Below are 12,561 nucleotides of genomic sequence, written 5' to 3'. Positions count from 1 at the left end.
GGGCGCCTTTGGTCGCCTGTTGGTCACCAATCCGTGATTTGATCTTGGTGGAATTTAAAAGAACATCGTTATTTTGAAATGGGGGCGGCTATGAGATTATCACGTCTGGCGACTGCAGCGGTTCTGGGTTTGGCGCTCAGTTCTGGATTGGCGGCTGCCGATCCGGTGCTTGAGCCGCCGACCCATTGGTCCATCACCTACTATTACGCGGACTTGCACAAAACCGAGCCTACAGGGGCGCATTACAGCCTCTGCGATGGCATGCCCTATTGGGATGGCTCTCCGGGTCCTTATGAAGAAACGATTGGTGGGCCTTGCTGAACAGCCAAGAGCGGCGCGTCTCAGGGGGGCGCCGCTATTTGGAAGTTACCGGGGGCGTATCACACGGCGCATCGGCAAATCTCTAAATCACAGATGGTGCCGGTGGCCGGGCTCGAACCGGCACTCCTCTCGGAACAGGATTTTGAATCCAGCGCGTCTACCAATTCCACCACACCGGCACAGGTCTGGGAGGCGCGCAATCTAGCGGCGGAATTCGCCGGGTCAATCAGCTCAATGCGGATTGTGGCTAGCGCAGTCGGCGCGGAGACGCGGGCTCGCCATCAATGTTGAAATTCGCCCTGAACGCGATGAACTGAAGGGGAACGGGGCCTCCCTCCTGGTTGACGACGCGGGCTCTTCTCGTGCCGTTCAGCGCGGCCGGGCCGAATCCCCCGCCGGGCGGATTCTCGGTCTCGACCGCACAGTCGCGCAGGTAACCGTCGGGGCGGGTCAGGCAGGTCAAGATGGCGAAGCCGCGACGATAGGTCTGTTGCTCCGGATAGGTGATCAGCGGCTCGCGCGCCCAGCGCAGATTGGCCGGCAGCCCCTTGTCGTCGAGGGCCGCCAACTCGGCGTCGCGCGGATCGACCAGAGGGCGCCCGCAGGCTGTCAAGGTTTCGTCGATCGCCGCGCCTGAGGACGGCAGGTCGATGACGTAGCGAATGATTTTACCAACCTCACCGCCGCTCGGCACGACGATCTGCATGCGCCCACCCTTGCGAAGGCTGCGCGCCAGGGAGCCGGGGTACTCGCTGATGGCGACGGTCGCGTCATCGCCGACGCTCCAGCGCTGATCGCCGAATTCACCATCACGGAAGGCGATCCTGAGAGGGCGAGACGTCCCGGTCGTCGTCGGCAGGCCGCTGATCAGGACCTGATAGTTTCCACCAGAACACCGCGCGCCGACGCCTAGGCCGTTGTCAAAGACGGTGTAGGCGATGGTCAGGTTCTTTTCGGCGTCGCGATTGACATCCCAGTCGCCAGCGGGGTCCTGAGCCAGAGCGGGCAGGGCGACGGCGAGCGAGGTTGCCAGAACAAGTGCTGTCTTCATGCGGCGACCTCAACGTGGCTGTCGGTTCCGCCGGCCAGAACGCGGCGGGCGCGGATGTACATCTCGACGCGCTGCATGACGATCAGACCCACGGCGAACAACATGAAGGCGTCGGTGACGACGACCGCGTCCAGATGCCAGGCGGCGGCGTTGGTCTGCATGACTTCGCGCAGACCCGCGCGCGCGGCGAACAGGCCGATGATCAGGATCAGTCCCAAAGGCGAGGCCTGGGCCTTCAGCGAGCCGTCCGGCTCCTTCTCGATGGTGATGGTCTTGCCCCGCCACCAGCCGGCGACGCAGCCCAGGGCCAGGGCGACGAGAAAGGCGATCCAGGCCAGGGGAGCGAAGTGCGGATGCTGGGTATTGGCCCACAGGCCAAAGCCGATCGCTGTCGTGACCAGCAGGGGCATGACCCACAAAAGATGCGGTCGCAGGGTCCGTTTGCGCCGGTTGCGCAGCAGGATGACGATCAGGGCCACGCCGATGCCGATCAGCGGGCCCATGGTTTGCGGCGACATGCGGAACTCCCCCTCCGAACGCCGTCAGCCTATCGCGGCCGACGGCGCTCGAAAAGCGGAGATCAGGCCGGGGCGACCGTCTGTTCGATGGCGCCGAAGATGGTGTGGTGCTTGTCGTCCAGCATCTCGATGCGGACGGTGTCGCCGTGTTTCAGGAAAGGCGTCTTCGCTTCGCCGGTCAGGATGGTCTCGACCGTGCGGACCTCGGCGATGCAGGAATAGCCCAGACCGCCCTCGGCCACAGGCTTGCCCGGACCGCCGTCGGCGTCCTTGTTCGACACCGTGCCCGAACCGATGATCGATCCGGCGATCAGCGAGCGGGTCTTGGCCAGATGGGCGATCAGGACGCCGAAGTCGAAGGTCATGTCGACGCCCGCGTCGGCCTGTCCGAAGTCCTTGCCGTTCAGCTGCACCGACAGGGCGCCGGACAGCTTGCCGTCCTTCCAGCGGTCGCCCAGGGCGTCGGGCGTGACGAAGACCGGCGACAGGGCGCTGGCCGGCTTGGACTGGACGAAGCCGAAGCCCTTCGCCAGTTCGCCGGGGATCAGGTTGCGAAGCGAGACGTCATTGACCAGACCGACCAGACGGATCGAGGCCAGGGCCTCGTCGCGGCTGGCGCCCTGGGCTACGTCGCCGGTCACGACCACGATCTCGGCCTCCAGGTCGCAGCCCCAGGCCTCGTCCTTTAGCGGGATGGCGTCGCGCGCGCCCATGAAGTGGTCGGAGCCGCCCTGATACATCAGCGGGTCGGTCCAGAAGGTCGCCGGCATCTCGGCGTTGCGGGCTTTGCGCACCAGTTCGACGTGGTTCACATAGGCCGAGCCGTCGGCCCACTGATAGGCGCGGGGCAGGGGGGCGGCGGCCTCATGTTCGCGGAAGCGGCCGCGCGGCACGGCTTCATGCTCCAGGCTCTCGGCCAGTGCCCGCAACAGGGGCTCGCAGCGGTCCCAGTCATCCAGCGCCGCTTGCAGCGTCGGGGCGATCAGGAAGGCGTCCGTGAACCAGTTCAGGTCCTTGGAGACGACGACGAGGCGGCCGTCACGGCCGTGCTTGAGCGAGGCGAGTTTCATAGGGCGAAGCTAGTCTTGGGCGAGGGGATTGGGAAGCGGTCTCGACGGTCGTAAAGCCGCCGTTCGATCAACTATTCGGGGGCGAAATCACGGCGCGGGCCTCGGCTCCGGTGCGCAGGGCCGGATCGCGCACCTCGACCTCGACGGCGATGGCGCCGGCGGGCTCGTGCGCCCACAGGTAGCGGCGCTCGATCTCGACCGCCCGACCCGACGGGGCCATGCCCTCATAGGTGTCGCCCCAGGGCGTGATGGTCTTCATCTCGACCCACAGCAGGCCGCAGGCGGCGTCCAGTTCCTCGATGGCCATTTCCGACAGTTCGTCGGCGTGCGGGGCAGGGCGGTTCGGGGTCACAGCCATCGGCGGACCTTTCCTTGATAGGCTTGATACTCAGCGCCGAATTTCGCGGTCAGATAGCGCTCTTCGCGGGCGATGACGAAGCGGTCCACGACGATCAGGCAGGGGACCAGCAGGGCCAGGGCGACGGGGCTGTCCATGGCCAGGGCGAAGCCGGCGTAGGTGACGCCGAAGCCGACGTAGATGGGGTTGCGGCTGAACTTGTAGAGGCCGCCGGTCGCCAGGGCCGTGGTCGGCTTCCACGGCTCGGGCGGCGTGCCCAGACGGCGGAAGGTCCCCGCCGCGATCCCGTCCAGCAACAGGCCGCCGATCACCAGCACAAAGGCCAGCCCGCGCCGCAGATCGACATCAAGGCTGAACCCCATGCCGAGCGAAACCATGTGGACGGTGAATTGCTCGAGGCCCCATCCGGCCAGCAGGAAGCCGAGATAGATCAGTGGCGGTGGAGCGATGACGCCGGGATGGTCTCGTGTGGTCATAGGGTCTGGATCAGATCGTCTGGCCCGAAGGCGCGGTGAAGTCAGAGATCGGAGCGTCGCCGGTGTTGATCACCTCCGAGGGCTCGAAGATCATCACCTGGGCCTCCTCGTCGGCGGCGGTGCGGTGTTCGACGCCGCGCGGCACGACGATGAACTGGCCGGGCCCCAGCGTCTCCACGCGGTCGCGGAACTCGACCCGGAAGCGGCCCTTCCAGACCAGGAACATCTCCTCGGCCTCGGGGTGGCTATGCCAGGGGAAGACCCCCTGGACCTTGACCAGCCGCACGTCCTGTCCGTTCAGTTGGGCGGCGACGCGCGGCCGCCAATGGTCGGAAAAGCCGCCGAACTTCTGCTCCAGATCGACGACCTTGCCGGTCATCGCGGGGAGTCTTCGTCGGCGTAGATGGCGACGCGCGAGGCGCGGCCCGAACCGGCCTCGCCGCGATACATGCCCGAGGTGTTCATCGAGAAGGCGACCGTGCCGTCCTTGCCCATGACGATGACGCCGCCGTCGCCGCCGATGGAGCCGACGTCGGCGATCTCGGCGTCAGCGGCGGCCTGAACCCCCATGCCCGTCGAGGTGCGCTGGCAGATGTCGCGGGCCACGGTGGCGCGGATGAAGTACTCGCCCGATCCGGTGGCCGAGACGGCGCAGCCGTCGGCGTTGGAGGCGTAGGTGCCCGCGCCGATCACCGGCACGTCGCCGACCCGGCCCCAGCGCTTGGCGGTCATGCCGCCGGTCGAGGTGCCGGCCGCCAGCCGCCCCTGGCTGTCCAGCGCCACGGCGCCGACCGTGCCGAACTTGCGCTCGTTCAGCGGCGCTTCGTTGAGCGAAGCCAGCGGGACCGGCTTGCCCAGGGTCGACGGCTCAGGCGGGGCGCCCGCCGGACGAGCGGGCAGGGGCTGGCCCGCCTCGCGCAGGGCGGTCAGCAGGGCCTGCCAGCGGCTCTCGGTGAAGAAGAAGCTCGGCTCGACCTGCTCCAGACCGACCGAGGCGGCGAAGCTGTCGGCGCCCTCGCCGATCAGCATGACGTGGGGCGAGCGCTCCATAACCGCCCGCGCTGCCGCGATGGGGTGACGGGTACGGGTCAGGCCGGCCACGGCCCCGGCGGTGCGGTCGACGCCGTTCATCACGGCGGAGTCCAGTTCGTTCTTGCCGGCGGCGGTGAAGACCGCCCCGCGCCCGGCGTTGAACAGGGGGTTGTCCTCCATCGACTGGACCGCCGCCTGAACCGCGTCCAGCGCCGAGCCGCCCTGGGCCAGAACCGCCGAGCCGGCGTCCAGCGCCGCCTGCAGGGCCGCGCGATAGGCGGCGTCGCGTTCCGGCGACAGCTCGGCGCGCTCGATCACGCCCGCCCCGCCGTGGATGGCCAGCGACCATTTCGGGGCGTCTTCGGCGTGGGCGGCCGTGGCCAGGAGGCTCAGGGCTGCGACGGCGCTCAGGATGGATGTCTTCATGCTCGGTTCCCCCGGTGGACGGCGCCCCTCAGCGCCGGTGATGCAGTCTCTTCCAGATGCGATAGCCCAGGATGGGGGCGAAACCGCAGACCAGCGCCGCCAGCAGCACCATCCAGAAGCCTCCCCCCAGCCAGTATTCTCCGGCCAGCGCCCCGGCCCCGGCCGCCAGAAGCGGGCCGAGCCAGGGCAGCCAGTGCGGCGGCCGCACCTTCATTCAGGCGTCGACCTTGATGACGCCGCGACGGATCTGGTCCAGCTCGATCGAGTCGAACAGGGCCTGGAAGTTGCCGTTGCCGAAGCCCTCGTTGCCCTTGCGCTGGATGATCTCGAAGAAGATCGGGCCGAAGGTGTCCTGGGTGAAGATCTGCAGCAGCAGGCCTTCCTCGTCCGAACCGTCGATCAGGATGCGGTTCTTGCGCATCCGCTCCACGTCTTCGCCATGGTTGGGCAGGCGCTTGTCGATCAGCTCGAAATAGGTCTCGATCGTGTCCTGGAAGGCCACGCCGCGAGCCTTCATAGCCTCGACCGTCTCGTAGATGTTCTCGGTCGTCAGGGCGATGTGCTGGATGCCCTCGCCGTTATAGCGACGCAGGAACTCCTCGATCTGCGAGTTGTCGTCCTGGCTCTCGTTCAGCGGAATGCGGATGGCGCGGTCGGGCGCGATCATGGCCTGCGAGAACAGGCCGGTCGCCTTGCCCTTGATGTCGAAATACTTCTGCTCTTCGAAGTTGAACACCGAACCATAGAAGCCCGACCAGGTGCGCATCTCGCCGCGACGCACGTTGTGGGTCAGGTGGTCCAGGATCTCGAGGCCCATCGAGTTCTTGCGCTCGGCCTCTTCCCAGCCCTCGATCTCGTCCCAGGCGTCATAGAGCGAGCCGTGCTCGCCATACTGGTCGATGACGTAGAGCAGGCTGCCGCCGATACCCTGCAGGATATAGGGATAGTCGTTCCCGAGAGCCCCGCCATGGACGCCCTCGGCGGCACGGGCGCCGCGTTCCAGCGCGCCCTCATAGGCGGCCTTGGCGTCGGCGACGCGGAAGGCCATGCCGTTGGCCGAGGGGCCGTGGTCCCTGGCGAAGTCCGCTGCCTGGCCCTTGGGCGAGCGGTTGACCAGCATGGTGATGTCGCCCTGTTTCAGACGCACCGCGTCCGTGGTCGGGTTCACGTGGGTCCGGGTGAAGCCCATCAGCTCCAGACGGGCGATCATGGATTCCGGCTCGGGGCCGGTGAATTCAACGAATTCGAAACCGTCCACGCCCAGCGGGTTTTCCTGGTCGAGTTTGGCGGCGGCGTCCTGCATGACGCGTCTCCTCTCAATATTTTGGTGGCGGCTCCTGCCGCCGATTGGGGCGGAACCTAATGGGCGCCCCCCGTCGGGCGCAAGGCGGCGCTGATCCGAAACAGGACACGTTGCGGTGTCGCAGGCGATGATCGACGGGTGCGCGAGCCCGTCGGGCCTGCTAGAGCCGCAGGCTCAATCGGGACGCCTGTATGCTTCGCAAGCTCTATGACTGGGTCTTTTCTCTGGCCCGCCACCGTCACGCGACCCGGTCCCTGGCCGTGGTCTCCTTCGCGGAAAGCTCCTTCTTCCCCATTCCGCCGGACGTCATGCTGGCGCCCATGGTGCTGGCCAAGCCCGAGCGCGCCTACTTCTACGCTATGGTCTGCACGGTGGCCTCGGTGCTGGGCGCCCTGCTGGGCTACGCCATCGGCTACTTCCTCGAGCCGGTCGGCCTGTGGATGCTGGCCGTCCTGGGCAAGGCCGATGCGTTCGAGGCCTCCAAGGCCCTGTTCCAGCAGCACGGCGCCTGGGTCATCCTGATCAAGGGGCTGACGCCGATCCCGTTCAAGCTCATCACCATCGCCTCGGGCATCTTCCAGTTCAACCTGGCCCTGTTCGTCGCCCTGTGCGTCGTCACGCGCGGCGCCCGCTTCTTCCTGGTGGCCTTCGTGCTCAAGCGCTGGGGCGAGCCCATGTTGGCGATCATCGAGAAAAGGCTGGCCCTGTTCACCGTGCTTTTCCTCGTCCTGCTGGTCGGCGCCTTCTTTGCGGTCAAGCTGATCGGTCACTGATCGACGTGGGCTTCGGCTGCGTCTAAGAAAGGCGCCATGACGCGCCTGTATCAACGACTGACACGCTGGTGGACCGCCTTTGCGCTGGCGGCCTCTCTGGCCATGCTGGGCGCGGCCCATGCCTTCGAGCGGTTCGCGGGCCTGCCGCCGTGCAACCTCTGCCTCAAGCAGCGCGAGGTCTATTGGGCCGCCGTGGCCATCGCCGGAGCCGCCACCTTCTGGGCCGTGTTCAGTCGCGCCAGCCGCGGCACGCCGCGCATCGCCTCCTTCCTGCTGGCCGCCGTCTTCTTCACCGGGGCGATCACGGCGGGCTTCCACGCGGGCGGCGAGCTGCACTGGTGGGCCCTGCCGGCCACCTGTTCGGCCGCGCCCTCGACCACCATCGACCTCAGCGCTCTCAGCGCCCTGGCCGACGGCACCGCCGAGATGAAGCCCATCGTCGGTTGCGGCGACGTGGCCTGGAGCATGCTCGGCATCTCGATGGCCGGCTGGAACTTCCTCATCTCGCTGGCGCTGGCGATCTTCAGCCTGCTGGCGGCGAAACGTCCCAAGGACGCGCGCGCCCCGAAGGTCTAGGAAGAGGCGATCATGACCGACGCATCCGACACCGTCGCCGCCGCCCGCCGCATCCCCCTGCCGCGCCCCGGCGTGGGCCAGACCCGCGCTCGCATGGCAGAGATGCTGCGCGTCGACCACGCGGGCGAGTTCGCCGCCGTCCATATCTACCGCGCCCAGCGCGCCGTGCTGGAGGGCCGCAAGGGCAAGGGCGCCATCGCCGCCGACCTGACCGAGATGGAGGGGCACGAGGCCGTCCACCTGGCCCGGTTCGAGGCCCTGCTGACCGAAAACCGCGTCCGTCCCACGGCCATGATCCCGCTGTGGAAGCTGGCCGCCACGGCGCTGGGCGCCGGCACCGCCCTGATCTCGGAGAAGGCCGCCCACGCCTGTACCGAGGCGGTCGAGAGCGTCATCGAGAAACACTACGCCGACCAGATCGAGGAGGTCCGTGAACGCGACCCCGAACTGGCCGCCGAGCTGACGAAGTTCCGCGAAGAGGAACTGGCTCACCACGATCACGCCATCGAGCACGGCAGCCGTGAAGCCCCCGCCTATCGCCTGCTCAGCAGCGTCATCAAGGCTGGCTGCAAGGCCGCCATCAAGATCAGCGAACGGATCTGACGCGCGGATCTAACGGACGTCGAAGGCCAGCATCATTGTCCGCTGCACGGCGTTGAAGTTGTCGTCGGACAGGATGTAGAGCCGCGTCCGGTCGCCGCGCCGCTCGGCCGCGATCCCCTCGAAATTATCCGTCGTGCCGGGCAGCTTCAGCTCAACCAGCACCGGCCCCAGGGTCCCGTCCTTCGCCATACGCCGCACCCGCGCCCGCACATCGACCGGGGCGCGATAGGACCGCTGCACCACGAACCAGCCGCCCGCCGGATCGCGGTCCATGCCGGTGATGCGATAGTCGGCGTCGGTCAGCGGCGTTGCGGGTGGCGCGGCTGCGACGGCGCAGCGCGCGGCCGAACAGTCCCAGACCCCGCCGGATTCGCCCGCCACGCGCCAGCCGTCGCCGGACGCCGCCAGCCCCTCCATCCCGTCGTTCTCGGCGAAGGGGAAGTCGGGCCGTCGCACAGCTTCGGGCGATCGCAGCGCCGTCAGCGGGCCGTAGTTCCAGATGCGGTGGTCGCGTTCGAAACTGACCAGCAGGTCGCCGCCGCTGGTGATCGCCAACCCCTCGGCGTCGCCCTCGGCCTTCTGGCTGATCGGCGTGCCGTCGGTCAGGCTCAGGCGGCGCACGCGTAAGGCCTCCAGCCCGATCAGCCGCCCGCGCCGGTCCAGCGCCAGCGTGCCGCGCGCCAGATCGCCCACGTCGGACACGGCGATGAAGCCGCTGTCGCCGGTCAATTTCAGGTCCGACAGGCTGTGCAGGGGAGAGCCGGGATCGGCCTGCAGGGTCACGCCCCCGGCGTAGCGCACGTCCCTGGCCAGCACGGCGCCGCCCGGCCAGCCCAGACTGACGGCTCGGCTCGACGCCTCGGCCAGGGTCCAGCCGTCGATCTCGATCGGCGGCGTCCACGGCCGCGAGGTCACGACCGCGCTGGCGCAGGCCGCCAGAGTCAGCGCCGCCAGCGCCGCGACATAGATCCGCCGGTTCACGCCGCGCGTTTCCTCGCAGACCGCGCCACCGTCTTCGGCTTGGCCTCGAACAGCTCGGCCAGCTTCTCGGTCATGACGCCGGCCAACTGCTCGACGTCGACGATGGTGACGGCGCGGCGATACCAGCGGGTCACGTCGTGGCCGATGCCGATGGCGATCAGCTCGACCGGCGACTTCGTCTCGATCTGCTCGATCACCTGCCGCAGGTGCTTGTCCAGATAGAGGGCGGCGTTGGCCGATTGGGTCGAGTCGTCCACCGGCGAGCCGTCCGAGATGACCATCAGGATCTGGCGCGACTCGGTGCGTCCCAGCAGCCGCTCGTGCGCCCAGGTCAGGGCCTCGCCGTCGATGTTTTCCTTCAGTAGGCCCTCGCGCATCATCAGGCCCAGGTTCTTCTTGGCCCGGCGCCAGGGCGCGTCGGCGGACTTGTAGATGATGTGACGCAGGTCGTTCAGGCGGCCCGGATTGGCGGGCTTGCCGGCGCTGATCCAGGCCTCGCGCGACTGGCCGCCCTTCCAGGCGCGGGTGGTGAAGCCCAGGATCTCGACCTTGACCCCGCACCGCTCCAGCGTCCGCGCCAGGATGTCGGCGCAGACCGCCGCCACCATGATCGGCCGCCCGCGCATCGAGCCGGAGTTGTCGATCAGCAGGGTCACGACCGTGTCCCGGAACGGGCTCTCGCTCTCCATCTTGAACGACAGGGGGCTGGTCGGATCGGTGATGACGCGGGTCAGGCGGGCCGTGTCCAGCACGCCTTCTTCCAGATCAAAGGCCCAACTGCGGTTCTGCTGCGCCATCAGCCGGCGCTGCAGCTTGTTGGCCAGGCGCGAGACCACGCTGGACAGGGTCGCCAGCTGCGCGTCCAGCAGGGACCGCAGCCGGTCCAGCTCCATCGGGTCGCACAGCTCTTCGGCGCCGATGGTCTCGTCATAGGCGCTGGTGAAGACGCGATAGGCGTCCACGGCGCGCCCGTCGTCCACGCTGTCCTGACGATTGGGCAGGGCGCCCTCGTTCAGTTCGGGGCCGTCGTCGCTGGCCTCGCCGTCGGGATCGGCCGGGGCGCCGTCGGGGCGGGTCTGGCGCTCGTCCTCGGCGGACTGGTCGTCGGCCGTGCCTTCCAGCGACTGACCGCCTTCGCCGCCGTCCTCTTCCTCCTGTTCGTCCTCGTCGGGCTGATCCTGCTGCGACTGGTCAGGCTCGTCCTCGCCCTGTTCGTCGTTGGCGTCCTCGGCCTGGCCGTCGCCGGGGTCGAGGTCCAGGGCGCGCAGCACGTCCTTCAGCCGGGCCGCAAAGGCCGTCTGGTCGTCGGCCACGGCGGCCAGGGCGTCCAGTTCGGCCCCCGCTTTCAGCTCAAGATTGGACCGGACCAGATCCAGCATGGTCTTGGCCCCGTCCGGCGACGGCTCGCCCGTCAGCCGTTCGCGCACCAGAAGCGCCGCCGCCTCGGCCACCGGCACCTGCTCGGCCTCGGCCCGCAGGGCGCCCGACTTCTCCAGCCGGGTCAGCAGCGCCGCGTTCATATTGTTGCGCACGCCCTTCAGTTCGCGCGCGCCGACTGCCTCGACCCGCGCCTGTTCCACGGCGTCGAAGACCTCGGCCGCTGTCTGGTCGACAGGCCGCAGCCGGGCGTTCAGCCCCTCGTCGTGATTGGCCAGCCGCAGGGCCAGCCGGTCCGCCTGGCCGCGCAGGGCGGCGCTCTCGGGCGCGCCCGGATCGCGCGGCGGATGGGGCAGGGTCAGGACGCCGTTCGACAGCCGCGGCCCGTCCGAGCCGAAGTGGACCTCCAGCTCGGCCTGCTCGGCCAGAGCGCGCGCGGCGTTCGCCAAAGCGCGTTTGAAGGTCTCGGCGGGGGTCTCTGCGGCGGCCATGGCCCACACATAGACCACCGCGCGCGCGGGGAAAGGGGGCGGAGCGGTTCAGGCGGCGAATCCGTCGCCTGAAACCTCTAGGGCGGGTCGATCACCCGACTCGCTCCATCGACGCCGAACGGCATGACGGACGCCGCTAGGCGAGCAGCGGGGTGGTGACGGGACCAGACTGGGTCAGAGCGAGCACGATGGTCGCAGCAAGGGCGTTCTCCTCGCTAGCTGTCGGAATCAGTCGCCTTCGATGCGTCCCAGCCGCTGCATGTCTTTCATCATGTCGCTGGCCATGCGTTCGCGTTCGCTGCTGTTCACCGGCACGCGACGACAGACACGTCGCTGGATGTTGGTGTCCATCGCGCGCTCGCGCGAACAGACGACTCGGGTCGGACCGTCGGGCAGGGATGGAGCGCGAGCCGAAACGACCATGCCGGGCGCCCGGCGCGGCGGAGGCTCCACGGCTTCAGGCGACTGCAACGCGGCCAACATTATCCAGGCGGAAGCGAGCATGATGCCGATCCTAGTTTACGGCACGGCCACCGGGCTGCCGGGGGACGGGGATGCCGAAGTTCACGCGTTGCATGTCCTTTACCATGTCGCTGGCCATGCGTTCGCGTTCGCTGCTGTTCACCGGCACACGCCGACAGACACTTCGCTGGATGTTGCTGTCCATCGCACGCTCGCGCGAACAGACGACGCGGGTGGGGCCGTCGGGCAGGGTCGGGGTCCTGGCCGAGATGATCATGCCGGGGGCGCGGCTCGGCCGCGGTGTCTCTAGAGCCTCGGGCGACTGGGACAGGACGATGGCGGCGAAAAAGGTGACGAGCATGGCATCAATTCACCGGGCGCCCGCCGGGTTGGCGCACGTTGGGGCCGTTCTCGGCGTTCAGGCCGATGCTCTGCAACTGGCGCACATAGTCCCCACCCATGCGTTCACGGCCTGAGGTGTTGATCGCCACTTCACGGCAGACGCGACGCTGGATGTTGCTGTCCATCGATCGCTCGCGTGAACAGACGACGCGAGTGGGGCCGTCGGGCACGCTCGGCGACCGGGCCGAAATCACGCGTGACGGAGTGCTGGAGACCATACGCGGTCGTGCAGTGGCCTCCTCGTCGGCTTGAGGGGCGGGGGCGCCCAGCAGGGCGAGGGCGGCGAAGGCGGTCAACAGCATGGCGAAGCTCCCATAGCGACGACTGAACCGTCATCCTGA

General features: G+C 68.1%; 17 protein-coding genes and 1 tRNA gene. 3 read left to right on the top strand and 15 right to left on the bottom strand.

Going from position 1 to position 12,561, the window contains the following annotated elements:
* Nucleotides 1-415: 415 nt before the first annotated feature.
* The 10 genes from ACIQTU_RS13765 to hppD form a co-directional block, all read right to left on the bottom strand.
* Nucleotides 416-500: transfer RNA gene (locus ACIQTU_RS13765), tRNA-Leu, on the bottom strand.
* A gap of 68 nt (nucleotides 501-568) precedes the next feature.
* A complete protein-coding gene (locus ACIQTU_RS13760) occupies nucleotides 569-1,372 on the bottom strand; it encodes a hypothetical protein (RefSeq protein WP_400548173.1) in 804 nt (267 codons plus the stop codon).
* Nucleotides 1,369-1,890 (bottom strand): CcdC protein domain-containing protein, encoded by a 522-nt coding sequence (locus ACIQTU_RS13755; RefSeq protein WP_400548170.1) that lies wholly within the window; start codon nucleotides 1,888-1,890, stop codon nucleotides 1,369-1,371. The genes ACIQTU_RS13760 and ACIQTU_RS13755 overlap by 4 nt, the downstream gene beginning before the upstream one ends.
* Nucleotides 1,891-1,952: 62 nt before the next feature.
* Complete coding sequence (locus ACIQTU_RS13750; RefSeq protein WP_400548167.1) at nucleotides 1,953-2,960, bottom strand: fumarylacetoacetate hydrolase family protein; 1,008 nt, start codon at nucleotides 2,958-2,960, stop codon at nucleotides 1,953-1,955.
* A 67-nt stretch (nucleotides 2,961-3,027) separates the two neighbouring features.
* On the bottom strand, nucleotides 3,028-3,318 hold the full coding sequence (locus tag ACIQTU_RS13745) for a hypothetical protein (protein WP_400548164.1): 291 nt from the start codon (nucleotides 3,316-3,318) through the stop codon (nucleotides 3,028-3,030).
* Nucleotides 3,309-3,794, bottom strand: coding sequence for a methyltransferase family protein (locus ACIQTU_RS13740; RefSeq protein WP_400548161.1), 486 nt, complete (start codon nucleotides 3,792-3,794; stop codon nucleotides 3,309-3,311). The genes ACIQTU_RS13745 and ACIQTU_RS13740 overlap by 10 nt, the downstream gene beginning before the upstream one ends.
* A 10-nt stretch (nucleotides 3,795-3,804) precedes the next feature.
* The gene (locus ACIQTU_RS13735; protein WP_400548158.1) at nucleotides 3,805-4,173 is read right to left on the bottom strand and encodes a cupin domain-containing protein; all 369 of its coding nucleotides are present in this window, start codon (nucleotides 4,171-4,173) and stop codon (nucleotides 3,805-3,807) included.
* Entirely contained in the window at nucleotides 4,170-5,252 is a 1,083-nt protein-coding gene (locus ACIQTU_RS13730) for an isoaspartyl peptidase/L-asparaginase family protein (protein WP_400548155.1), read from the bottom strand. The genes ACIQTU_RS13735 and ACIQTU_RS13730 overlap by 4 nt, the downstream gene beginning before the upstream one ends.
* A 28-nt stretch (nucleotides 5,253-5,280) precedes the next feature.
* Nucleotides 5,281-5,466, bottom strand: coding sequence for a hypothetical protein (locus ACIQTU_RS13725; protein WP_400548152.1), 186 nt, complete (start codon nucleotides 5,464-5,466; stop codon nucleotides 5,281-5,283).
* Entirely contained in the window at nucleotides 5,467-6,555 is a 1,089-nt protein-coding gene (gene hppD, locus ACIQTU_RS13720) for a 4-hydroxyphenylpyruvate dioxygenase (protein ID WP_400548149.1), read from the bottom strand. It abuts the gene before it with no gap.
* A 191-nt stretch (nucleotides 6,556-6,746) separates the two neighbouring features.
* Between hppD and ACIQTU_RS13715 the strand changes: the two genes are divergently transcribed.
* The 3 genes from ACIQTU_RS13715 to ACIQTU_RS13705 are packed head-to-tail and all read left to right on the top strand — an operon-like array spanning nucleotide 6,747 to nucleotide 8,507.
* Nucleotides 6,747-7,328, top strand: coding sequence for a YqaA family protein (locus ACIQTU_RS13715; RefSeq protein ID WP_400548146.1), 582 nt, complete (start codon nucleotides 6,747-6,749; stop codon nucleotides 7,326-7,328).
* 36 nt (nucleotides 7,329-7,364) lie between these two features.
* On the top strand, nucleotides 7,365-7,904 hold the full coding sequence (locus ACIQTU_RS13710; RefSeq protein ID WP_400548143.1) for a disulfide bond formation protein B: 540 nt from the start codon (nucleotides 7,365-7,367) through the stop codon (nucleotides 7,902-7,904).
* A 12-nt stretch (nucleotides 7,905-7,916) separates the two neighbouring features.
* Nucleotides 7,917-8,507, top strand: a complete 591-nt coding sequence (locus ACIQTU_RS13705) for a demethoxyubiquinone hydroxylase family protein (protein ID WP_400548140.1) — start codon at nucleotides 7,917-7,919, stop codon at nucleotides 8,505-8,507.
* Between the two features lie 9 nt (nucleotides 8,508-8,516).
* On the opposite strand, the gene ACIQTU_RS13700 is transcribed toward ACIQTU_RS13705, so the two are convergent.
* From ACIQTU_RS13700 to ACIQTU_RS13680, 5 genes are all read right to left on the bottom strand, one after another.
* Nucleotides 8,517-9,488: an esterase-like activity of phytase family protein gene (locus ACIQTU_RS13700; RefSeq protein ID WP_400548137.1), complete on the bottom strand. Its 972-nt coding sequence runs from the start codon at nucleotides 9,486-9,488 to the stop codon at nucleotides 8,517-8,519.
* Nucleotides 9,485-11,356, bottom strand: coding sequence for a cobaltochelatase subunit CobT (gene cobT / locus ACIQTU_RS13695; protein WP_400548134.1), 1,872 nt, complete (start codon nucleotides 11,354-11,356; stop codon nucleotides 9,485-9,487). Before cobT ends, ACIQTU_RS13700 begins: the two co-directional genes overlap by 4 nt.
* A 228-nt stretch (nucleotides 11,357-11,584) precedes the next feature.
* Nucleotides 11,585-11,860, bottom strand: coding sequence for a hypothetical protein (locus ACIQTU_RS13690; protein ID WP_400548131.1), 276 nt, complete (start codon nucleotides 11,858-11,860; stop codon nucleotides 11,585-11,587).
* A 10-nt stretch (nucleotides 11,861-11,870) separates the two neighbouring features.
* Nucleotides 11,871-12,179: a hypothetical protein gene (locus ACIQTU_RS13685; RefSeq protein ID WP_400548128.1), complete on the bottom strand. Its 309-nt coding sequence runs from the start codon at nucleotides 12,177-12,179 to the stop codon at nucleotides 11,871-11,873.
* A gap of 4 nt (nucleotides 12,180-12,183) precedes the next feature.
* Nucleotides 12,184-12,522, bottom strand: a complete 339-nt coding sequence (locus ACIQTU_RS13680; RefSeq protein ID WP_400548125.1) for a hypothetical protein — start codon at nucleotides 12,520-12,522, stop codon at nucleotides 12,184-12,186.
* Between the last annotated feature and the right edge of the window lie 39 nt (nucleotides 12,523-12,561).

The organism is Brevundimonas sp. NPDC090276, from assembly GCF_044772165.1.
GTDB lineage: Bacteria > Pseudomonadota > Alphaproteobacteria > Caulobacterales > Caulobacteraceae > Brevundimonas.
This window is presented reverse-complemented; position numbering and strand designations above follow the sequence as displayed.

Excerpts from the sequence above, each read along its gene's own strand:
- ACIQTU_RS13745 (WP_400548164.1), bottom strand. The coding sequence starts at position 3,318 with ATGGCTGTGACCCCGAACCGCCCTGCCCCGCACGCCGACGAACTGTCG.
- ACIQTU_RS13710 (WP_400548143.1), top strand. The coding sequence starts at position 7,365 with ATGACGCGCCTGTATCAACGACTGACACGCTGGTGGACCGCCTTTGCG.
- ACIQTU_RS13750 (WP_400548167.1), bottom strand. The coding sequence starts at position 2,960 with ATGAAACTCGCCTCGCTCAAGCACGGCCGTGACGGCCGCCTCGTCGTC.
- ACIQTU_RS13735 (WP_400548158.1), bottom strand. The coding sequence starts at position 4,173 with ATGACCGGCAAGGTCGTCGATCTGGAGCAGAAGTTCGGCGGCTTTTCC.
- ACIQTU_RS13730 (WP_400548155.1), bottom strand. The coding sequence starts at position 5,252 with ATGAAGACATCCATCCTGAGCGCCGTCGCAGCCCTGAGCCTCCTGGCC.
- ACIQTU_RS13680 (WP_400548125.1), bottom strand. The coding sequence starts at position 12,522 with ATGCTGTTGACCGCCTTCGCCGCCCTCGCCCTGCTGGGCGCCCCCGCC.
- ACIQTU_RS13685 (WP_400548128.1), bottom strand. The coding sequence starts at position 12,179 with ATGCTCGTCACCTTTTTCGCCGCCATCGTCCTGTCCCAGTCGCCCGAG.
- hppD (WP_400548149.1), bottom strand. The coding sequence starts at position 6,555 with ATGCAGGACGCCGCCGCCAAACTCGACCAGGAAAACCCGCTGGGCGTG.
- ACIQTU_RS13740 (WP_400548161.1), bottom strand. The coding sequence starts at position 3,794 with ATGACCACACGAGACCATCCCGGCGTCATCGCTCCACCGCCACTGATC.
- ACIQTU_RS13715 (WP_400548146.1), top strand. The coding sequence starts at position 6,747 with ATGCTTCGCAAGCTCTATGACTGGGTCTTTTCTCTGGCCCGCCACCGT.
- ACIQTU_RS13755 (WP_400548170.1), bottom strand. The coding sequence starts at position 1,890 with ATGTCGCCGCAAACCATGGGCCCGCTGATCGGCATCGGCGTGGCCCTG.
- cobT (WP_400548134.1), bottom strand. The coding sequence starts at position 11,356 with ATGGCCGCCGCAGAGACCCCCGCCGAGACCTTCAAACGCGCTTTGGCG.
- ACIQTU_RS13725 (WP_400548152.1), bottom strand. The coding sequence starts at position 5,466 with ATGAAGGTGCGGCCGCCGCACTGGCTGCCCTGGCTCGGCCCGCTTCTG.
- ACIQTU_RS13690 (WP_400548131.1), bottom strand. The coding sequence starts at position 11,860 with ATGCTCGCTTCCGCCTGGATAATGTTGGCCGCGTTGCAGTCGCCTGAA.
- ACIQTU_RS13705 (WP_400548140.1), top strand. The coding sequence starts at position 7,917 with ATGACCGACGCATCCGACACCGTCGCCGCCGCCCGCCGCATCCCCCTG.
- ACIQTU_RS13760 (WP_400548173.1), bottom strand. The coding sequence starts at position 1,372 with ATGAAGACAGCACTTGTTCTGGCAACCTCGCTCGCCGTCGCCCTGCCC.